Source organism: Dermacoccus sp. BD5, from assembly GCF_044878485.1.
Classification (GTDB): domain Bacteria; phylum Actinomycetota; class Actinomycetes; order Actinomycetales; family Dermatophilaceae; genus Dermacoccus; species Dermacoccus nishinomiyaensis.
Genome location: NZ_JANJER010000004.1, coordinates 23,747 through 43,058, shown reverse-complemented (window position 1 = coordinate 43,058; position 19,312 = coordinate 23,747). Strand labels below are relative to the sequence as shown.

The following is a 19,312-nucleotide window of genomic DNA, read 5'->3' as shown; positions in this document are numbered from 1 at the left end:
ATGTGGAGGCGAAAGGCCCAGGTTTCCGGGGTTGTCGGTGGCCAGGTTCACAATAGAGGCATGCCCCGCCTCACGATGATGCTCGCGCCGCCGCAGGTGCGTCGCGCTGCCCGTCGTCGCGGGGTGACGAAGGCGCGCCTCGCGGACGAGCTGCAGACGTTCGTCGAGGTCAAGCCCGCGCCGGGGCGCTGGAAGACGGCGGCACACATCACGACGTGCGTGACGCTGACGGTGCTGGCGTTGTCGTTCGTCCTCGGCCCACAGCTCGGTCTGCTCGGGTTGACGGGCACGTTCTTGTGCACCGTCAGCGTCAAGCGGACGTGGCGTCACCGCGTCACCATCCTCGCGTGCATGACGCTCGCGTACGTCGCGGCGTTGACGATCGGGGTGAGCGTCGCAGGACATGCGGTGCTCACGACGGTCGCGCTGACGGCGATCGCCGGCGTCAGTGTGCTTCTGTACCACGCGCTCGTCGGCGACCCGCCTGGCCCTGTCTTTCTGACGATCGGCCCGGCCATCGGCACGTATCTGCCTACGGTCGGCGTGCCCGGCAGCCGGTTCCTGCTGGCAGCAGGCTGTGGCGCCGTGATGTCGAGCGTGCTGAGCCTCGCGCTGCAGTACCCGCAGCGTCACGAACCGGAGGATCAAGCCGTCGACGAGGCGCAGGAGGCGTGTGACGCGTACTTCGAGTCAGACCCGGACGGCGATTTCGTCGAGACGGGCCGCCTGCGGGACACGGCGTACGCGTCGATCTTCTCCGCGGCGTGGGCGTTGAGCGCGGCGACGGGCCGCCGTCACCCCGACCCGCACTGGCGCGAGCTGACGAAGCGCCTGCGCCGGTTGCACATCGAAGTCGTCCAACGCACCGCCGCCACGCGACTGCCCGGGGCCGTGATCGCCGTCCCCGTCATGGCGCAGGCGCGCTACCTCGGACGCCCACCGCGGCGCTACCTGCTGCGCTGGGGGTTGTCGCGCTCGTCCTTGCCTGCGCTGATCGCGCGGCGCGCAGCGCTCGCGGTGCTGCTCACGTGCGTGCTCGCATACGCACTCGGCGTCACGCATCCGTACTGGGCGGTCATGACGACGGCGCTGCTCATCTCCCTCGGCGGCGACCGGTTGACACTGACGCATCGCGCCGCGCACCGCTTCGTCGGCACGGTCGTCGGGGTGGGGTTGTTCTTCCTCGTCAGCCTCACGCATCCGAGCGGCTGGTGGGTCATCGTCGTCGCGCTGATGTGCGTGTACCTGCTGCAGTGGACGGTCGTGCGCAACTATGCGCTGGGCTCGATGTTCATCACGCCGATGGCGCTGCTCGTGGCGTCGGCGGGCACGGCGCACAAGCCGATCGGTGAGTTGATGCTCGATCGCATCTTCGAGACGGCCCTGTCGTGCGTCATCTGCCTGTTCGTGCTGTGGGCGTTCGGGCGTCGTCTGCCCGTGCTGCTCGTGCGTCGTCAGTTCCGTCGCGCCCTGCGCGCCCTCGAGCGGGTGCTGCTGCTCCTGGCCGACGGTGAGCACAACTCCGAGCGGGGCGTCAGCGCGCGGCGCGACCTCGTCTTCGAGCAGCTCGAGGCCGCGCACGTCCTGCAGATCGCACAGCGCGACCTGCCGCGCGTGCTCGGGTCGTGGAGCGAGCTCGAGGCGAGCCTCGGTTCGGCCACGTACGTGACCCTCGCGGCGTGCTGGACGCACGATCCGCTCGCTCACCTCGACGCCAACGCGATGGCGTCACGCCTCGCGCGCCTCATCCACGACCTGCCGCCCGTCTCGACGCAGCTCGTCGACGCGACGACCATCGCCGCGAGCGTCGACGAGCTACTCGACGTCGGGGGGCACGGCGCCGCGCCGCGCCCGTAGCGGTGTCGTCGCGACCGCCGAGGTGGCACTCCCACACGTCCCGACCCACCCACGCCATGAGTGAGAACATCCTGCGCGGCGTTGAGCAGAGCAACCGTGGCCCCCGCCGACTGCCATATCCACCAGCCGCCGAGCCCGCCAACTGCCGACCGCCGACCACCCCCGACCACCGACCGCCGACCACCCCCGACCACCGACCGCTGATTACCGACTGATGGTCACTGGCTGATGGCCGCCAGCTGCCAGCTGCCGGCGGCACCTGTTGTCACCCCCCTGCGATGAGCGGCCGGGGCTGTCATTCCGCCTGCGCAGTGCCGTCACTGGAGCGTGAGACGCCACTGACCACAGCGTCGTATATCTCATCGATCGTGCGCGGCATCGCCCCGATGACAGGACGCCGGCGAGCGCCTGGGCCTTCGCCGCCGGCGTCGCCGGGCCCCGCGTCGCCCGCGGTGTCACCAGGCCCCGCGTCGCCGCCAACGACCTCGTTGACGGCCTCGACGGCGACCCCGTCGATGGCCCCGTCGGCGCCCCCGTCGCGCGACGTCTGCGCTCCGGCACACGTCACGCCTGCGCGCGCCAACATCTGCGCCTGCCAGGGAGCGCGCAGCGCCGCGGCATGCAGGGCGGGCTCGTCGCTGAGCACACGATGCGCGGCGTCCTGACGCAGGTGCCCGTCGTGCAGCAGCGCGACGTCGTCGGCCCACTCCCACGCGAACGCGAGGTCATGCGTCGACAGGGCGATCGTCGTACCGCGTTCCTCGAGCGACGTGAGGCTCGCGAGCAGCGCCTCGACGCCGGCCGGGTCGAGACCGGCCGTCGGCTCGTCGAGCAGCAGGTACGCGGGGCGCATCGCGACGGCACCCGCGATGGCCACGCGTTTCTGCTGCCCGAACGACAGTTGATGAACCGGCCGATCCGCGAGGTCGCTGATCCCGAGGACGTCGAGCGTCTCCTCGACGCGTCGCCGCACCTCGTCGGGCGGCAGCCCGAGGTTGGTCGGGCCGAACGAGACGTCCGCGAAGACGTCCGCCGAGAACAACTGATCCGCCGGATCCTGAAGCACGAGCTGCACGAGCTGTCGATGACGCTCCAGCCCGCGCCGCGAACGCTGCAACACCACCCCGTCGACGACGACGTCCCCCGACGTCGCCGCAACCGACCCGGCCACGGCGCGCAACAGCGTCGTCTTGCCTGCGCCGTTCGCGCCGACGAACGCGAGCCGCCGCCCCGGCTGCACGTCGAGGTCGACGCCGTCGAGTACGGCATCCCGACCGCGATACCCCACGCGCAGATCCCTGACACCCAACCCACGGGTACCAGTTGCCTCCCGGCCGCCGGGCTCAGCCACACGTGACTCACTATCTCGAGCGACGCCGTTCGGCCCAGCTTGCCTGTTCTGCAGCCACCTGTTCATCGCGACATCACCGCCCACGCCATGAGGGCGCCGACGACGAGCACGACACCACACAGCGACCGCCACGACGCCTGCCGCGCGGGCGTCGTGACGATGAGGTCGCCCGTGTATCCACGTCCGGCGAGCCCCGCTTCGAGGCGCTGGGCGCGCGTCCAGGCCCGGACGAGCACCCCCGCGAGCAGCGTCCCAGTGCTCGCGAGCGCCGCGCGGCGCGTCGCGTAGCCGAGGCGCGCCGTCTGACTCTCCCGGATCGTGCCGACCGAGTCGAGCAGCGTGAAGATCATCCGATACACGACGCCCGCGATCTCGACGAGAAACGCCGGCACCCCGACGCGCCGCAGCCCGCCGAGGACGTCCGTCATCGGCGTCGTCAGCGCGAGCACGAGGACGGCAGCCGCCCCCGCCGCTGCACGCGACCCCGTCAGAACGGCTCGATCGAGCGACGATCGCCCGATCGAAAACGGCCCCGCCTGCCACAGCGCGTCATCGGGCGCGGGGCCGATCGACACGAGCACGCCCACGAGGCCGATGACGACGAACACCGCCGGCAGCGCCCACACACGCAGCACCAGCCCTGGCGCGACGCGCGCACCCACCGTGACGGCGACGAACGCGACGACGACGACGGCCAGGTCGACGCGCACGTCCCGCGCCACCATCGCCACGGCGAGAAGACCGAGCGCCAGCGCAGCCTTCTCGCTGACGGCATGCGAGCGCCACGCGCTGCTCCACGCCGCCTCGTCGATCGCGAGATGAGCCACGCTCAGGCGATCCGCGAACCGTCGGGCGCGTTCGTGACGACACCCGTCGCAGCGTCATCACCCGGGGCAGCACGACGTGACGCAACACCGCTACCCGCACTCGCGACACCCGACGCCGCGTCGCGGTTCTTGCGACGCTCGCGGAACGTGCCGAGGACGAAGCCGAGGAAGCCCGCACCGAGCGCGGCCTGCATCGCGAACAGCCCCGATTCGACCTCGCCACCGGGCTGCGTCCAGAACGGCTCGAACCACGGCCTGTAGTCGGGGTCGGACTTCTCGATGGTCTCGGTGGCCGCAGCGTCCGTGCCACCGAAGTCGCCACTGCGCGTGCCCATGACGAGCGCCAGGACGAAGATCGCCGCCGCGAGCACGACGAGGAGGACGTTCGTCAGTCGACGGTCACGCACGGCTCGCCTCCTTCGCCTCGACGTCGGCCGAGACCGCGACACCCGTATCGAACCCACGATCGCGTCCGAATCCCAGACCGGCGAGCTCCGGGCCGGCCCAGGAGCGCAGCGCGTTCATGAGCAGCACACCGACGAGGCCCTCGACGATGGCGAGCGGAATCTGCGTCACCGCGAACAGCCCGAGAAACCGCGACCATGCGCCGACGAAACCCGTCGCGCGGTCGGGGAAGGCGAGGGCGAGCTGCGTCGCCGTCGTCACGTACGTCATGAGGTCGGAGACGGCGACGGCGCAGAACACGGCGATCGACAGCGGCGCGCGACGCATCAGCCGATAGACGCCGTACCCGGCCCACGGCCCGACGACTGCCATCGACATGACGTTCGCGCCGAGCGTCGTCAGCCCGCCGTGCGCGAGCAACAGCGCCTGGAACAGCAGCACGATCGTGCCCAGCGCCGCCATGACGGGCGGGCGGAAGATGATGGCGCCCTCGCCGGTGCCCGTCGGATGCGACGAACTCCCGGTGACGGACGGCAACTTGATGGCCGACAGCACGAACGAATACGCCCCGACTCCGCCGAGCAGCAGCTTCGACTCCGGATGCTTCTCGATCGTGCGCTTGATCTCGCGCGCTCCGTGGATGACGAAGGGTGCCGCTACCGCACTCCAGGCGGCAGCGTGAACAGGGGGCAAGAACCCCTCAGCGATATGCATGAGTGCACCTTCCCGGGATGACGCGTCCCGCTCGATGGCGTCACCCCGAGTTCCTGACTCACGGAAATCCCGTTCACAGTGGCGCGACCGTGCCGGATTCTCACCGGCTTCCTCGTCCTGGGTGACGCGCGCTGCCCACCCTAGCGAACCGCCCGCCCGCCGTGGGCGCCCGGGACGCAGTAGCTCCCGCAACGGTGATCACACCTTCGTCGTGTCCGGCCCGCCACCTCTGACGGCCCCTCGCGCCACCGCCCCACGGCCAGGCTTCACCCCGGTGCTCCCCCACGCCCGCGCTGCGGCACCGCACCACGTCGACATTGCGACGTCAACACCACGCCAGATCGCCCGCGAGCGCTCATGGCCGACGCACAGGATCTCGACATCACCCACCCACACGCGAGCGCGAACGTGGGGGACGTGGAGAACACGACGGTGACACGAGTCCTGACGGTGGCAGGCGGCGTCCTCGCAGCCTGGATCCCGGTGCTCTACCTGCGCCTGGACGCGCAGCGCGTCGACCCTGCGAGCATCGCGGCGTGGTTGGGGCTCGACGTGAGCGAACTCCTCGCCCTCACCGCACTCGTTCTGGCCACCAGTCGACGCGCCGCGGCCACCCGGCTCATCGGGCTCGTCGCCGCGACGCTGTTCGTCCTCGACGCCGTCACGGACATCGCGAGCGCGACCACGACAAGTTCGCTCGCCACCGCCGTCGCCATGGCGCTCGCCGCCGAGATCCCCGTCGCTCTCGGATGCCTACGCCTCGCCCTGATGCATGACGCGCCGGCCACGACGACGCAGCTGGCTCACGTCAGCTCCTGACCAACGCCGGCTCGAGAACAGGCGCCAGCTCGAACTCCCGTCCCAAACCGCGATTCGCGTCCCCATCTGCGAATCCCGTCCCCAACGACTCGCCGACCTCACACCTACCGTCGAGACGCCGAGACCACGAGGCGACGTCACCGTGAGACGCCGCAACCACGAGACGACGAACGCCGGCCGGATGCTTGTCGCATCCGGCCGGCGTCATGTTCGCCTACACCCGATTCCTCGCGTCGTCTCCGTCGAGACGATCAGGCGCCGAGGCCAGCACTACGACGAGGCGCCGACATCAACCTTGCGTCGGGGTCGCCTCGAGCGTGCGCAGGCGACCGTCGACCATCTCGTGCAGCGAGTCGACGGCGTCGAGGGTGTGCAGGTCGTGCGTCACCATGATGGTCGCGGCCTGGTGTTCGTGCGTCACCTTGCCGAGCAGTTCGACGACGGCGGTGCCGCGCTCGGTGTCGAGCGACGCGGTCGGTTCGTCGACGAGCAGCAGCTTCGGCTCGTTCATCAGCGCGCGGGCGATGCCGACACGCTGACGCTGACCGCCGGAGAGCGCTGCGGGGCGGCGGTCGAAGACCTTCTCCAACCCGACGGCGGCGAGCAGTTCCTCGGCCCGCGATGCGGTGTCCTTGCCGTGACGCCCGGCGATGCGCGCAACGATCTCGAGCTGCTCCACGGACGTCAGCGACGCGATGAGATTGCTCTGCTGGAAGACGAACCCGATCGACGACAGGCGCACCGCTGCGGCGTCCTTGTGCGAGAGCCCCGAGACGACCTTGCCGTCGATCGTCACGATGCCGGAGTCGGGCGTCTGCAGCAGGCCGGCGACGGCGAGCAGCGACGACTTGCCGGAACCCGACGGGCCCGTCACCGCGGCGAACTCGCCCGCGGCGACGTGCAACGACACGTCGTTGACGGCCGTGATGCGCCCCGAGGCGCCGTCGGGGAAGGTCAGCGTCGCGTTCTTGACGTCGAGGCTCATCGGGCTGCTCCTGGCGCGGTGGTGGGGACGAGGGTGGCGTCGAGGCTCATCGCGCGGCCTTCGACACGAGGTACGGGTGCATGACGACGAAGGCTCATCGCGCGGCCCCCAGTGCGGTGTTGGGGTCGACGGTCACGATGCGGCGCACGCTGACGAGCGCGCCGAGCAGACCGAGAACGAACAGCAGCGCCAGCGGGACGAGCGTGGTCGTGAGGCTGAGGACGAACGGCACCGTGCCCTGCGCGAAGTAGCCGAGGACGGTCGCGACGATCGTGCCGAGGCCGCCACCGATGAGCAGCAGGATGGCGGCCTGACCCATGGCGTCACGCACGAGGTAGCCGGTGTGCGCGCCCATCGCCTTGAGGACGGCGAGGTCGGGCGTGCGCTGGATCGTCCAGACGGTGAAGAACGCGCCGACGACGAGGGCGGAGACGAGCATGAGCATGACGCGCATGAGCGTCAGCGAGCCGTTCTCGGCCTGGTAGGCGCTGATCGTGCTGAGCGACGTCTTCGGGTCCTGCACGTCGAGGCCGGTCGCCGAGGTGAGCGCGTCCTTCGAGAACCCGCTGCCCGTCTTGACGAGCGCGACGGTGCCCGAGCCCTGGCCGAGCAGGCCGGCGGCCTTCGCGTCGCTCTCCGTCATCCACACGACGGGCTGGTGCTGGTACGACGCGTCGTCGCTCAGCTTCGCGACGCGAACGCTCTTGTTGTTGAACGAGATCGACTCGCCCTCCTTGAGCGCGGCGTCCTTCGTGATCGTCTTGCCGACGACGACGGAGCCGTTCTTCACCCCCTTCGGCGCGGCGAACGAACCGTCCGGCACGGCGAAGACGGCGACCGCCGACGGCACACCGGAGACACTCGCGCGGCCCTGCGTGATCGTCAGCGGCGAGGCGTCGGTGACGCCCTTGACCGACTTGATCTTGTCGATGTCCTTCGCCTCGACGTGGGAGCTGTCATACCCGACCTTCTGCCCCTTCGCGGGGGCCGAGAAGCCGATCTGGTCGACACCGTGCGAGGGCAACGTGTCGATGGCCGACACGCTCTCCTTCCCGAGGCCGGCCGCGAGGCCGGTCAGCATGACGACGAGCAGCGTGATCAGGGCGATGACGCCGCCGATGAGGGCGAAACGCCCCTTGGCGTACGCAAGGTCTCGAGTTGCGAGGAACATCAACCTCTTCTTTCGGCACAGGTTCTCCAGGTTTTCTCCATTCCAGTGCGGTTCACCCCCTGCGCGCATCACCCAGGCAGTGGGAGAACGCATCAATCGTTCGGTTGACGTCCGTGCGCGTTCGACGCATCCACGCGGCAAAATGGGCGGTGATGAGTACCACCGACCCCACCACCGACTCCGAACGCACCATCCGCATCATGCAGGCCGCGATGCACGTCCTGTTCGTCGTGCTGCTCGTCGTCGGGGTGATCCGGGCGCTCGCCGGAGACGCCTCGCCGTTCGCCGTCATCGCCGCGACGGTCGTGTTCACCGGCGTCTACCTGAGCGGCCTCGTCGTCGAACGCCGCGCGCGCCGCGCCCAGTCGCTGCGCGCCGCCCAGGATTCGCACACCGGCCAGGTGTGGATCATCGCGCTGACGCTCGCGTGGTGCCTGACGCTCGCCGTCGCGCCTGACTTCGCGTGGGTGGCGTTCGCGCTGTACTTCCTCGTCCTGCACGTCGCGATCCGGCCCATCGCTGCCGCCCTCGTGCCCCTCGTCCTCGTCGCGAGCGTCGCCGCCCTCGTCTCGCGCCCCGACGGACGCAACGTCGGCACCGTCATCGGCCCGATCATGGGGATGATCGTCGCGCTCGGCATCTCGTGGGTGTACGCCCAGCTGCGCGCGGAGAACACGCGCCGCCGCGAACTCTTCACCCAGCTCGTCGCCGCGCAGGACGACGTGCTCGCGACGCAGGAGACGCTCGCCCTCGCCCAGCACCGCGCCGGCGTCCTCGCCGAGCGCGAGCGCCTCGCGCACGACATCCACGACACCCTCGCGCAGGGCTTCTCCAGCATCGTGCTGCTGTCGCGCGCGGGCCTCGCCCGTAACCAGCACGCCCGCACCCAGCACGCGAGCGCCCGGGCCACCCGCGACAGCGCCGCGCATGCCGGCGACGAGATGGCGCGCCTGCTCGAGCAGATCGAGTCGACGGCCGCGCAGGGCCTCGCCGACTCGCGCGAGGTCGTCCATGCCCTGACGCCGAGCGACCTCGTCGACGCGCCGTTGTCCGGCGCTCTCGAGCGCCTCACCGCGCGCCTGACGGAGCACACCGGCATCCGCGCCGACACGACCTGCGACGGCGAACCGCGCCCACTGCCGGCCCCAGTCGATGTCGCTCTGCTGCGCATCGCGCAGAGCGCCCTCGCCAACGTGCGCACCCACAGCAAAGCGCAGCGCGTCGGCGTGACGCTCAGCTACCGACCCGACGAGGTCGGCCTCGAAGTCATCGACGACGGCGTGGGTTTCACCGACGCCGACGTCGAACGCGCACCCCTGGGCGGCAGCGGATTCGGCCTGCGCGCCATGCGTGAACGCCTCGACGCACTCGGCGGCCACCTCGAGATCGAATCCCAGCCCGGCGAGGGCGCCGCTCTCATCGCGACCATCCCCACCAGCGGCCCCTACAAGGCGGTGAGGCAGGAGAACACCGAGCCCGCCCCTGCCCTGACGGCCGGAGTCGAACCGCACGTGACACCCTCGACGGAAAGCAGCCTCCGATGACGAGCGTCATCCTCACCGACGACCATCCCGTCGTGCGCGCGGGCCTACGAGCGCTGCTCGACGCGTCGGGCATCGACGTCCTCGACGAGGCCGGCAGCGGCGAGGAGGCCCTGCGCGTGCTCGACCGCCTCGCCGAGCAGGGGGTGCGCCCCGACGTCGTCCTCATGGATCTGCAGATGGGGTCCGGCCTCGACGGCGTCGCGGCGACGCGCGCCATCCGCGCCCGCGACGACGCGCCCCGCGTCCTCATCCTCACGACCTACGACACGGACGCCGACATCGTGCGCGGCGTCGAGGCCGGCGCGTCCGGCTACCTGCTCAAGGACGCACCGCCCGCCGACCTCGTCGAGGCCGTGCACCGCGCCTCACGCGGCGAGACGGTGCTCGCGCCCGCCATCGCGGCGCGCCTCGTCAACCGGTTGTCCTCGCCCGCACCGACGCTGACGGCCCGCGAACTCGACGTGCTCGACGCCGTCGCCGGCGGCGCGACGAACAAGGAGATCGCGAAGCACCTCTTCGTCTCCGAGGCGACCGTCAAGACGCACCTCGTGCACATCAACGAAAAACTGGGCGCCACCTCGCGCACCGAAGCGGTGGCACTCGCACGACGCGCCGGGCTGCTGCGCTGAGAAGCGCGCAGGGCTGAACCCTCAGTCGCCGCGCCCGACGACACGCCCCACGCTTGATGGCTGCCGCGCGAGGCGCACGGCGCGCTGGATGCGGCGCGTCGACTTGTCGGGGTGCGGTAGTTCGTCGAGCGCGAACCATCCGGATTCGAGGGCTTCGCTCGCCACCTCGACCTCGGGGCGCTCGTCGCACACGACGCGGAAGATGACGTCGACGTGCCGGATCTCCGGGTCGAAATCAGTGGCCATGACGCTGCCCGGTTCGATGTCGAGGCCCGTCTCCTCACGCACCTCACGCACGACGGCGTCCTGCGGTTGTTCGCCGGCGTCGATGAGGCCGCCCGGCAGCGACCATCCGCTGCGGTGCGCCTGACGCAGCGCAAGCACGCGCCCGTCGTGCTCGATGATGGCGACGGCGCCGGCGCTGAACGTCGGCTGCATGGCGTGCACGATGCGGTGGCTGAGCCCGGCGGGCAGCATCCGGTAGACGCGCAGCGCGGCCATCCGCAGCGCTCCGGGACGCTCGGCGTTCACATGGCCTCCTTGGCGCGGCGTTCGAGCTGACGTTCGTCGACGGCGTCGAGATCCTCGTCGCCGTGTTCCTCGAGATGGTAGCTGCGCATCACCTTGACCATGTTGTTGACGACGGCGATGAGCGGCACGGCCGTGAACGCGCCGAACGCCCCGCCGAGCAGCGTGCCGGCGCTCACGCCGATCAGGATGACGACGGGGTGCAGGTCGACGAACCGTCCGAGGATGAGGGGGTTGACGAGGTTGCCGAGCAGCTGCACGAGCACCGTGAGGATCGCGACGAGCACGAGCGCGGTGACGAGCCCGTTGCCGACGAACGCGACGGCGAACATGAGCGCCGCGGCGAGCAGCACCCCGACGAGCGGGATGAGCGAGCCGAGGAAGATGACGACGGTCAGCGGGACGGCGAGGGGCACGTCCGCGAACCAGAGGACGGGCAGCATCGCCGCCGCGTTGAGCAGTGCGAGCAGCACGAGCGAGCGCATGTAGACGACGAGGGTGCGCCACGCCGCCGCGCCCGCGAGGTCGACGTGGTTGTGCGCGCCACGCGGCAGCAGCCGCACGATCCAACGCCAGATGGAGCCATCGTCGGCGAGCAGGAACAGCGCGCAGAACAGCGTGAGCAGCAGCGCCGACAACCCGTCCGTGACGATGCCGACGTGCGCCGCCGCCCAGCCGACGATGTCGGCCGTGTGGTTGCTCAGCGTCGTTCCGAGGTCGGTCGTGTAGCGGCTCGCGGAGGTTTCGTCGATCTTCAGCGGCCCGTCGACGAGCCAGTGCCGCGCGCCCTGCTCGGCGAGCGTCAGCTGTCGGGCGAACTCGCCGCTGGAGTCGTCGATCTGCGCCACGACGAACGCGATCAGCCCCGCAGCCGAACCGACACCGACGAAGAACGCGATGACCGCGGATGTCGTGCGCCCCACGCCGCGCCGCACCAGCCACGACACGATCGGAGCGAGGAGCGCCGCGAACATCACCCCGGTGACGAAGGAGACGGTGACGACGCCGAGACGCGTGACGCCCCAGAAGAACGCGAGCACCCCGACGGCGATGGCGAGCAGGCACACCGACCACCACGCGGCCACCCGCACGCCGTACGGCACGGCCTCACGCGCCGACTCCACCTTCTGCTGTTCCATGGCCCAAGAGTGTCACGCGGTGGGGCGGGCGCGACGCAGCGTCACACCGGCGAGCGCTTCGGGCCTCACGAGGGTCGCCCCGGCGTGCGTCCAGAACTGTTCGATCTCGGCGTGCAGGCGCGACGACGGGTCGCTCGCGCGTGCTGACAGGTGCAGCCCGAGGACGGGCGCACTGAGCATGCGCGCCACGACGCCCGTGTCGACCCCGGCATTGAGGCACCCCGCAGCGGCAACCTCGTCGAGCATGTCGCGGGTCGTCTCCTGCCACACCCCGAACGACGCCGGACGCCCCGCGCCGTAGGTCTCGCGCTCGATCGCGAGCCGAGCCGTCGCCTGGAAGATCGGGTCGTCGGCGAGCCCGTCACAGGTGAGGTAGCCGTAGTCGACGAGGCGTTGCACCGGCGAGCCCGCCAGGGCGGCGACGGCGTCGCGCAGCCACGTCGTGTGCGCGGCGAGGACGGCGTCGGCGACCTCTTCCTTCGTGTCGAAGTGGAAGTACAGCGCGCGCTTCGTCACGCCCGAGCGCGTCATGATGTCGGCGATGGTCGCGCCGGCGAAACCGTGCTCGGCGAACGCCTCGGCGGCGCCCGTCAGGATGCGAGAGCGCGTCTCGTGCGCACGCGCCTGGGTGATTTTCCGCTGCGCCACCGAGCCACCCCCTCATGGTCGTCTCGTATTTCGGCCTGCGGATTCAATCACGAATTGTTATGTCGTCCGTCATGCCACTCGGGAGGCGGCCACCCCGGCCGCTCGCCCGGAGAACAGGCATCCTCCGAGGAACGTGCCCTCGAGCGCGTTGAAGCCGTGGACGCCTCCCCCACCGAAGCCGGCGGCCTCACCGGCGGCGAACAGCCCCGGCACGACGCGGCCGCGAGCGTCGAGCACGCGCGAGTCGAGGTCGGTCTGGATGCCGCCGAGACTCTTGCGCGTCAGCACGTGCAGCTTGATGCCGACGAGCGGGCCCTGCCTCTCGTCGAGCACGCGGTGCGACGCCGACACGCGCGCCAGCCGGTCGCCGAGGTAGCGGCGCGCGTTGTGGATCGCCATGACCTGCACGTCCTTGCCGTAGGCGTTGTCGACCTGCGCGTCACGCTCCTCGATCTGCCGACGCACGTGTGCCGCATCGAGCAGCGGCTCGTCCGTCAACTCGTTCATCTTCGCGACGAGCTCTTCGAGCGTCTCGGCGACGACGAAGTCCTCGCCGTGCTCGACGAAGTCGGCGACCGCTCGCGGCGCACCCTTGGCCAGCCGCGCCCGCACGACCTCGCGGCGGCTCCCGGACGTCAGGTCGAGGTTCTGCTCCGAGCCGGAGAGGGCGAACTCCTTCTCCAGCATCGGTTGGGTGACGATGAACCACGAGTGGTCGTACGCGCGGATCGCCGGGTCGCTGCGCAGATGACGCAGCGTGCCGCGCGTGTCGAAACCGGGCAGGCACGGCATCGGCATGCGACGTCCGATCGCGTCGAACCACAGCGGCGACGGGCCGGGCAGGATGCGGATGGCGTGCTGCGGCCACACCGGGTTCCAGTTTCGGATGCCTTCGGTGTAGTGCCACATCCGATCACGGTTGACGAGGCGCGCGCCCGCGTCCGCGGCGATCTCGAGCATGCGCCCGTCGACGTAGGCGGGCACCCCCGTCAGCATCGAACGCGGCGCCTCGCCGAGATCCGCCGGCCACCAGCGCCGCACGAGGTCGTGGTTGCCACCGATGCCACCGCTCGCGACGATGACCGACGGCGCCGTGAACTCGAACCCGCCGACGACGTCGCGGTTCGACGCGACACCGCGCTCCGCGTCGTCGGGAGCGAGGACGCTGCCGCGCACGCCGGTGACGGCGCGAGCACCACCGTCGGCAGGGGTCTCGACGATGAATTCGTCGACGCGATGACGGTGCGCGAACGTCAGCAGGCCCCGGGCCTCGGCATCGAGCGCCTTCTCGACGAAGGGGCCGCTCACGCCCGTGCCGGTGCCCCACGCGATGTGGAAGCGGGGCACCGAGTTGCCGTGACCCCCGGCGCGACCGTCGCCTCGCTCGGCCCACCCGACCATTGGCGTGAGCTCGATTCCGTTCTCGCGCAACCACTCCCGCTTGCCGCCGGCCGCCCACTCGACGTAGGCGCGCGCCCAGCGCTTTCCCCAGACGTCCTCACCGAGGGGCTCACCGGACGCGTTCGCCTCACCCTCGAGGCGGTCCCACTGGGCGCTGCCGCACCAGTCCTGCCACGCGAGCTCGAGGCTGTCGCGCACCCGCAGGCGGCGCTGCTCGGGCGAGTCGACGAGGAACAACCCACCGAACGACCAGTGCGCCTGAGCGCCCAGATTGGCGCGATTCTCCTGCTCGACGACGACGACGCGGCGCCCCCGCGACGTCAGTTCGGCCGCCGCCACGAGACCTGCCAGCCCCGCGCCCACGACGATCGCGTCGAAACTCTTCCCGTCCATGCCCACCTCCAAAGTCTCGTCGCACGCACTGTCTCGGGACGACGCGTCACGTCGCGGCCTGTATCGAACGCCAGGGTTCGATGTGATGCCGATCACTGTACTCACGGGTTTTCGGGCGCATCGACGAACGACGAAAAGGCGCTGCGCGGCCGTCCGATGTGCTGACGTTCTCAGCCCGTCAGAAGGCGCAATGGGTAGCATCGGACGTTATGACCTCACGGACCGCAGCGGCGCGCCCCGACGAGACGCCCGCGGCCGGAGCGTCATCGCTCGGGGCCGACTCGTCCGGGCACCAGGCGACTACGGCGTCGTCCCCGCTCGCCGCGTTCTGGCGCGAGCTCAGCACGTTCGGCATCATCGGCGTGCTCAACATCTTCATCGACATGGGCCTGTACAACTGGCTGCGCGCCGGCCCGCTCGACGGCAAGGTGACGACCGCGAAGATCATCTCGGGCGCCGTGGCCACCGTGTTCGCATGGGTCGGCAACCGGTACTGGACGTTCCGTCACCGCGAGAACCGTCCGCTGCACCACGAGGTCGTGTTGTTCTTCGCCGTCAACGGTGTCGCACTCGCCGCCACCTCGGCCTGGGTCGCGTTCGCGCACTACGTGCTGGGGGCCCGCGGCGCGTTGTGGGAGAACGTGCACGCCCTCATCGGCATCGGAATCGGCACCATCCTGCGCTTCGTCGCCTACCGGACGATCGTGTTCGGCGCCGCCGCAGAGGATCCGAAAGCCTGACGCGCAGGAGCGGGATCAGGGGGCTGAGCGCCGTGCGCCCACCCGGGACACGAGGTGCCCGACCACATCACCCTCGAACGCTAGGACCGTCGCGCCCGTACCCGCGACAGGAGGTGCCCGGCCTGTTCGCGCCGCAGTTCGAGACCCCAGCCGGCGACGGCGAGCAGCGCCTCGCTGATGATGTTGCCCGACATCTTCGACGTGCCGAGTTCGCGCTCGCTGAATCGGATCGGGTGCTCGACGATGCGCGCCCCGGCCCGGATCGAGCGCCACGTCAGGTCGATCTGGAAGCCGTAACCGGCTGACGTCACGCTCGCGAGGTCGATCTGGCGCAGCAGCGTCGCGCGGTAGACGCGGAACCCGGCCGTCGCGTCATGGACTCGGGTGCCGAGCATCGCCTGGACGTAGACGTTGGCGCCGCGGCTGAGGATCTCGCGGTTCTTCGGCCAGTTGACGACGGAGCCGCCCTTGATCCAGCGGGAGCCGATGACGAGGTCGGCGCCGGCCGCGAGCGCGAGCATCGCAGGCAGTTCCTCGGCCGGGTGCGAACCGTCCGCGTCGATCTCGACGAGCGCGTCGTAGCCGCGCTCCAGACCCCACGCGAAACCGGCGAGGTAGGCCTTGCCGAGGCCCTCCTTGCCGCGACGGTGCATGACGTGCACGTGGGCGTCGGCCGCCGCCATCTCATCGGCGAGCTGCCCTGTCCCGTCGGGCGAGTTGTCGTCGAGGACGAGGATGTCGGCGTCGGGGACGGCACTCCGGATGCGCTCGACGATGACCGGCAGGTTCTCCCGCTCGTCGTACGTCGGCACGAGAACGAGCACTCGCTCGATCGGTGCGCGATCCGCTGCGTCGACCACCAAAGACCTCCCCACGAGCGCCAGGCGGGCGCCAGGCTGTGCACACCCTATCGGTGGCGACGGACAATGGAGCAATGAACCCAGCACGAATCGCGGTCGCCGGGCATCCGCAGGCCCTCGTGCGACGCACACCCCCCGGCCGGGCCGCATGAGCGCCGACATGAACATGGGCACCGTCGCCGAGGCCGTCACGACGCTCTACGGCGGCGACCCGGCCGACTTCGTCGCGGTGCGCAAGGAACTCGCCGCAGCCGCACGTACCGCCGGTGAGCGCGATGCTGCCCGTGAGATCGCCGCGCTCCGCAAGCCCACCGCCGCGGCCGCGGCCGTCAACCACCTCGACGACGGCGCCATCAGCGACGTCCTTGCCCTCGGCGAACAGATGCGTGCCGCGCAGACCTCGCTCGACGCGGCCACGCTCAAGGAGTTGTCGGCCCGACGGCAGGAACTGCTGCAGCAGATCGTCACGCGGCACGACCTGAACGGCTCGCTCGCCGAGGCCGTGCGCGCCACGCTGCTCGCGGCGATCGCGGACCGGCAGGCAGCCGACGCCGTGGCGACCCGCGCACTCGTGCGACCACTGAGCTACAGCGGGTGGGGCGACGTCGACCTCACCGACGCCGTCGCGCACCGCGACGCGCCTGCGCGCCCCGCGCTGCGACTCGTCGCCGGCGGTACGCCTGCCCAAGACCGAATCCGCGGTGCTGCGGCCGCGACATCAGCCCCATCCGCTTCCTCCTCCGCGGATGGAGCCTCCCCGCAGGTCGCCGACACCCAGAGCCGGCGGGATGAGGACGAGCAGGAGAAAGCCGAACGTGGGGCCGCCGAGCGCGAGAGCGCCCAGAGGCGGCGGGCCGAGCAGGAGCAGCGCGAGAAGGCAGCGCTGGCCGAGATGGATGCCCGCATCGCGCGGTTGCGAGTCCGCGTCGAGGCGGCGCAGAAGGCCTACGACGCAGCGAGAGCGGCCCGCGACTCGGCGCGGGCCGCTCTCGAAGAGGCGTTGCTCAGGCGCTCTTCGATGCCTGGGGGAACATCGTCGAGCAGTAGCTCGTGAGGTCCTCGACGGCGCTGTTGTACGACGTCGTGTCGACCGTCTTCGCCGGCTTCTCCGCCTTCTTCAACGCATCGACCTGAGCCGCAGCTGCGTCGGCCTTCTTCTTGAACGACGAATCACCGGACTGCTTCCCGTCCGAGCGCAGCGAATCCGCGAGCGAACCCATCGTCTTCGTCGCCTTCTGCAGGTCGGCGTCCTTGTGAGAGTCGACGGCGTCGTTCCACGCCGCGTTCGCCGAGACGACCTGGCTGTTCGACGAGATGCAGGCCTTGCGCAGCGCAAGTGTCGCGCCGGGCTTGCCGGAGGCCGAACTCGACTGGCTGACCTGCACGCTCGGGTCGTCGCCGCTGTTGCCGCAGGCACCGAGCGTGAGCGTCAGACCGGCGCAGGCACCGAGCACCGACAGCGTGCGGGCGGGTCGAAGAGTGAAGGTCACTGGGTCCTCTCAGGAAGGTCGGGGTGGGTCACGATGACGGACGATCGACTCCACCGTGACACATTCGTGACCTTGGCGGCCAGTCAGCACGCGGTGACACCCGCCACGCACAGTGCCATCCACCAGCGACCAGAACCAGCGCGCGCGAGGCGATCCTGAGCGAGCGGTGGTAAACACCATGCACGGCGCCGGCAATCGGCGGCCCGAGCCGGGCGTCGGGCTCGGGCCGTCTTGCTCGTCAGGACGCTGCCGCCCCCACGATGCAGCGTGCGACCCACCCCGCGGCCTCGTAGATCGGCACGTGGCCGAGGCCGGGGCCTTCGAGGAACGCCCAGGCCGGGTGACGAGCGGCGATGCGACGCGCCGCGGAGACGGGCACGAGGCGATCGCGCTCGCCGTGCACGAGCGTGACGGGCACCCGCAACTCACTCAGCACGCGACGGTAGCGCGGGCTTCCAGCAGCCACGACGAGCGAGTTGGCGGCCCGCACGAGCCCGGGCACGGAGTCCTGGTTCTCGGCCAGAGCACGGACCTCCTCGACGGAGCGTCGCATCACCCACTTCGGCACGCGATGCGGGTCGGCGACGACCGTCAGGACGCCCTCGACGCCCATGCGGTCGATGCCGCGGCGCGCGGCGTAACGCGGGATGACGCGTCGCGCCGCGGGTGGACACATGTAGAGGGAGAAGGTGACGAGCACGGACCAGTGCGGCCGATCCTGCGGGTGCAGCGGCAGCACGGGGTCGACGAGCACGAGACGCGACACGAGCTCAGGGTGCTTCGCGGTCATCATCGCGACGATCATCCCGCCCATCGAGTTGCCGACGAGGACGACGTCGCTCAGACCGAGCTGACGCAGGTACGCCGCGAGCAGATCGACGTTGTCGGAGACGGCTGAGCGGTTCGACCCACTCGTGCGGCCGAACCCTGCGAGGTCGAGCGCCAGCACGCGACCGTGCTCGGTGAGGAACGGCCACAACGGCTCCCAGTTGGCGAGGCTGCCGCCGAGACCATGGACGAGCACATACGTCGGGCGACCAGTCGGCGCGGCTTCGGGGTGGGGCTCAGCGTCGGCGGCACCAGGGTCGGCCGCAGCGTCAGCCGCGGCGTGCTCCCGTTGCTCGCCGGCGAGCGACGCGTTCACGCCCGGGACGTCGACACCCCCGTCACTCGAGGCGTTGTCGGGCTGATCATCAGGCCCGCTGTCTCGGTGGAAGACCTCGACGCGATCGTCCCCGATGTCGATGACGACGCTCGTGATCGGTGGCAGGTTCGGCTCCGGCAGATCTGCGTTCGACAGCGACATATTCTTGTGGCTCGACGATGCGCCCTCAGACGCCGGTGTTTCGTCAATGTCTGCCCTCTCGGCGAGGCCCGAGGTGCCGACGAACGAGGTACCCGACGTGCCGTCAGGTGCGGGCTCGCGTGGCGTCTCCGTCATCGTTCGAGGTGTTCGGCGAACGTCGGCGCCTGCGAGCCGAGGACGGGCGTGTAGGGGCGGATCGTGCGTTCGACGACGATGCCCTCGAGCAAGAACGGGTCGCGGTCGAGGCGCTCGGCGACATCCTCACGCGTCGGCGCGGCGATGACGAGCAGCGCACCGTCGGGCTCGGCGAGGGGGCCGGACAGCAGCATGCCCTCGACCTGCGAGAGGTAGGTGCGGTGCTCGGGGCGGTGGGCGTCGCGGGCGGCGACGTCGTCGGAATACGTGTAGGTGACAGCGAAGATGGCCATGATCTCTCCTACGCCACGCGCCGGTCGGCGGGCAAGTCGGGGTTGGTGCCCGAGAGTAGCCCCAGACGCGGCGGCGC

Annotated in this window: 20 protein-coding genes and 1 riboswitch; of the genes, 6 read left to right on the top strand and 14 right to left on the bottom strand. The window is 70.4% G+C overall.

The annotated features are described in order from the left end of the window. Positions 1-60: 60 nt before the first annotated feature. Positions 61-1,857, top strand: coding sequence for an FUSC family protein (locus NQ706_RS04600; RefSeq protein ID WP_038569674.1), 1,797 nt, complete (start codon positions 61-63; stop codon positions 1,855-1,857). Between the two features lie 295 nt (positions 1,858-2,152). On the opposite strand, the gene NQ706_RS04595 is transcribed toward NQ706_RS04600, so the two are convergent. The 4 genes from NQ706_RS04595 to NQ706_RS04580 all read right to left on the bottom strand — a co-directional run bounded on the left by NQ706_RS04595 (position 2,153) and on the right by NQ706_RS04580 (position 5,154). Then, positions 2,153-3,145, bottom strand: coding sequence for an energy-coupling factor ABC transporter ATP-binding protein (locus NQ706_RS04595; protein WP_404360472.1), 993 nt, complete (start codon positions 3,143-3,145; stop codon positions 2,153-2,155). 125 nt (positions 3,146-3,270) lie between these two features. After that, entirely contained in the window at positions 3,271-4,035 is a 765-nt protein-coding gene (cbiQ, locus tag NQ706_RS04590) for a cobalt ECF transporter T component CbiQ (RefSeq protein ID WP_038569677.1), read from the bottom strand. 2 nt (positions 4,036-4,037) lie between these two features. Continuing rightward, positions 4,038-4,442, bottom strand: a complete 405-nt coding sequence (locus NQ706_RS04585) for an energy-coupling factor ABC transporter substrate-binding protein (protein WP_038569679.1) — start codon at positions 4,440-4,442, stop codon at positions 4,038-4,040. Next, positions 4,435-5,154, bottom strand: a complete 720-nt coding sequence (locus NQ706_RS04580) for an energy-coupling factor ABC transporter permease (protein WP_038569681.1) — start codon at positions 5,152-5,154, stop codon at positions 4,435-4,437. Before NQ706_RS04580 ends, NQ706_RS04585 begins: the two co-directional genes overlap by 8 nt. A 47-nt stretch (positions 5,155-5,201) precedes the next feature. Further along, positions 5,202-5,270, bottom strand: a riboswitch (cobalamin riboswitch). A gap of 241 nt (positions 5,271-5,511) precedes the next feature. On the opposite strand from NQ706_RS04580, the gene NQ706_RS04575 reads away from it, so the two are divergent. Next, on the top strand, positions 5,512-5,973 hold the full coding sequence (locus NQ706_RS04575) for a hypothetical protein (protein WP_006947571.1): 462 nt from the start codon (positions 5,512-5,514) through the stop codon (positions 5,971-5,973). Between the two features lie 289 nt (positions 5,974-6,262). Here NQ706_RS04575 and NQ706_RS04570 read toward each other — a convergent pair whose 3' ends face one another. Beyond that, positions 6,263-6,958 carry an ABC transporter ATP-binding protein gene (locus NQ706_RS04570; RefSeq protein ID WP_038569683.1) on the bottom strand — a complete coding sequence of 232 codons (696 nt, stop codon included), beginning with the start codon at positions 6,956-6,958 and terminating at the stop codon, positions 6,263-6,265. 94 nt (positions 6,959-7,052) lie between these two features. Beyond that, positions 7,053-8,129, bottom strand: coding sequence for an FtsX-like permease family protein (locus NQ706_RS04565; RefSeq protein WP_038569685.1), 1,077 nt, complete (start codon positions 8,127-8,129; stop codon positions 7,053-7,055). 152 nt (positions 8,130-8,281) lie between these two features. Here NQ706_RS04565 and NQ706_RS04560 point away from each other — a divergent pair, with 152 nt between their 5' ends. Further along, positions 8,282-9,673 (top strand): sensor histidine kinase, encoded by a 1,392-nt coding sequence (locus NQ706_RS04560; RefSeq protein WP_051806218.1) that lies wholly within the window; start codon positions 8,282-8,284, stop codon positions 9,671-9,673. Next, the gene (locus NQ706_RS04555) at positions 9,670-10,302 is read left to right on the top strand and encodes a response regulator transcription factor (RefSeq protein WP_038569687.1); all 633 of its coding nucleotides are present in this window, start codon (positions 9,670-9,672) and stop codon (positions 10,300-10,302) included. The genes NQ706_RS04560 and NQ706_RS04555 overlap by 4 nt, the downstream gene beginning before the upstream one ends. Positions 10,303-10,323: 21 nt before the next feature. Here NQ706_RS04555 and NQ706_RS04550 read toward each other — a convergent pair whose 3' ends face one another. The 4 genes from NQ706_RS04550 to NQ706_RS04535 form a co-directional block, all read right to left on the bottom strand. Continuing rightward, the gene (locus NQ706_RS04550; RefSeq protein WP_006943456.1) at positions 10,324-10,833 is read right to left on the bottom strand and encodes an NUDIX domain-containing protein; all 510 of its coding nucleotides are present in this window, start codon (positions 10,831-10,833) and stop codon (positions 10,324-10,326) included. Next, on the bottom strand, positions 10,830-11,969 hold the full coding sequence (locus NQ706_RS04545; RefSeq protein ID WP_038569689.1) for an AI-2E family transporter: 1,140 nt from the start codon (positions 11,967-11,969) through the stop codon (positions 10,830-10,832). Before NQ706_RS04545 ends, NQ706_RS04550 begins: the two co-directional genes overlap by 4 nt. 12 nt (positions 11,970-11,981) lie before the next feature. After that, positions 11,982-12,617 carry a ScbR family autoregulator-binding transcription factor gene (locus NQ706_RS04540; protein WP_051806221.1) on the bottom strand — a complete coding sequence of 212 codons (636 nt, stop codon included), beginning with the start codon at positions 12,615-12,617 and terminating at the stop codon, positions 11,982-11,984. A gap of 69 nt (positions 12,618-12,686) precedes the next feature. Then, a complete protein-coding gene (locus NQ706_RS04535) occupies positions 12,687-14,411 on the bottom strand; it encodes an FAD-binding dehydrogenase (RefSeq protein WP_038569691.1) in 1,725 nt (574 codons plus the stop codon). Between the two features lie 209 nt (positions 14,412-14,620). Here NQ706_RS04535 and NQ706_RS04530 point away from each other — a divergent pair, with 209 nt between their 5' ends. Further along, a complete protein-coding gene (locus NQ706_RS04530; protein WP_006943451.1) occupies positions 14,621-15,151 on the top strand; it encodes a GtrA family protein in 531 nt (176 codons plus the stop codon). A gap of 80 nt (positions 15,152-15,231) precedes the next feature. Here the strand turns inward: NQ706_RS04530 and NQ706_RS04525 are convergent, their stop codons facing one another. Then, positions 15,232-16,011: a polyprenol monophosphomannose synthase gene (locus NQ706_RS04525; protein WP_038569692.1), complete on the bottom strand. Its 780-nt coding sequence runs from the start codon at positions 16,009-16,011 to the stop codon at positions 15,232-15,234. Between the two features lie 148 nt (positions 16,012-16,159). Between NQ706_RS04525 and NQ706_RS04520 the strand changes: the two genes are divergently transcribed. Continuing rightward, complete coding sequence (locus NQ706_RS04520; protein ID WP_051806223.1) at positions 16,160-17,065, top strand: hypothetical protein; 906 nt, start codon at positions 16,160-16,162, stop codon at positions 17,063-17,065. On the opposite strand, the gene NQ706_RS04515 is transcribed toward NQ706_RS04520, so the two are convergent. The 3 genes from NQ706_RS04515 to NQ706_RS04505 all read right to left on the bottom strand — a co-directional run bounded on the left by NQ706_RS04515 (position 17,016) and on the right by NQ706_RS04505 (position 19,235). Further along, positions 17,016-17,501: a hypothetical protein gene (locus NQ706_RS04515; protein ID WP_006943448.1), complete on the bottom strand. Its 486-nt coding sequence runs from the start codon at positions 17,499-17,501 to the stop codon at positions 17,016-17,018. The genes NQ706_RS04520 and NQ706_RS04515 overlap by 50 nt on opposite strands. A gap of 238 nt (positions 17,502-17,739) precedes the next feature. After that, positions 17,740-18,942, bottom strand: a complete 1,203-nt coding sequence (locus tag NQ706_RS04510) for an alpha/beta fold hydrolase (protein WP_051806225.1) — start codon at positions 18,940-18,942, stop codon at positions 17,740-17,742. Further along, entirely contained in the window at positions 18,939-19,235 is a 297-nt protein-coding gene (locus NQ706_RS04505; RefSeq protein WP_038569695.1) for a YciI family protein, read from the bottom strand. The genes NQ706_RS04510 and NQ706_RS04505 overlap by 4 nt, the downstream gene beginning before the upstream one ends. Between the last annotated feature and the right edge of the window lie 77 nt (positions 19,236-19,312).

What these genes read in the sequence shown, in the direction of transcription:
- NQ706_RS04600 (WP_038569674.1), top strand. Translation starts at nt 61, where the DNA reads ATGCCCCGCCTCACGATGATGCTCGCGCCGCCGCAGGTGCGTCGCGCT.
- NQ706_RS04580 (WP_038569681.1), bottom strand. Translation starts at nt 5,154, where the DNA reads ATGCATATCGCTGAGGGGTTCTTGCCCCCTGTTCACGCTGCCGCCTGG.
- NQ706_RS04575 (WP_006947571.1), top strand. Translation starts at nt 5,512, where the DNA reads ATGGCCGACGCACAGGATCTCGACATCACCCACCCACACGCGAGCGCG.
- NQ706_RS04570 (WP_038569683.1), bottom strand. Translation starts at nt 6,958, where the DNA reads ATGAGCCTCGACGTCAAGAACGCGACGCTGACCTTCCCCGACGGCGCC.
- NQ706_RS04565 (WP_038569685.1), bottom strand. Translation starts at nt 8,129, where the DNA reads ATGTTCCTCGCAACTCGAGACCTTGCGTACGCCAAGGGGCGTTTCGCC.
- NQ706_RS04560 (WP_051806218.1), top strand. Translation starts at nt 8,282, where the DNA reads ATGAGTACCACCGACCCCACCACCGACTCCGAACGCACCATCCGCATC.
- NQ706_RS04555 (WP_038569687.1), top strand. Translation starts at nt 9,670, where the DNA reads ATGACGAGCGTCATCCTCACCGACGACCATCCCGTCGTGCGCGCGGGC.
- NQ706_RS04545 (WP_038569689.1), bottom strand. Translation starts at nt 11,969, where the DNA reads ATGGAACAGCAGAAGGTGGAGTCGGCGCGTGAGGCCGTGCCGTACGGC.
- NQ706_RS04535 (WP_038569691.1), bottom strand. Translation starts at nt 14,411, where the DNA reads ATGGACGGGAAGAGTTTCGACGCGATCGTCGTGGGCGCGGGGCTGGCA.
- NQ706_RS04530 (WP_006943451.1), top strand. Translation starts at nt 14,621, where the DNA reads ATGACCTCACGGACCGCAGCGGCGCGCCCCGACGAGACGCCCGCGGCC.
- NQ706_RS04520 (WP_051806223.1), top strand. Translation starts at nt 16,160, where the DNA reads ATGAGCGCCGACATGAACATGGGCACCGTCGCCGAGGCCGTCACGACG.
- NQ706_RS04510 (WP_051806225.1), bottom strand. Translation starts at nt 18,942, where the DNA reads ATGACGGAGACGCCACGCGAGCCCGCACCTGACGGCACGTCGGGTACC.
- NQ706_RS04505 (WP_038569695.1), bottom strand. Translation starts at nt 19,235, where the DNA reads ATGGCCATCTTCGCTGTCACCTACACGTATTCCGACGACGTCGCCGCC.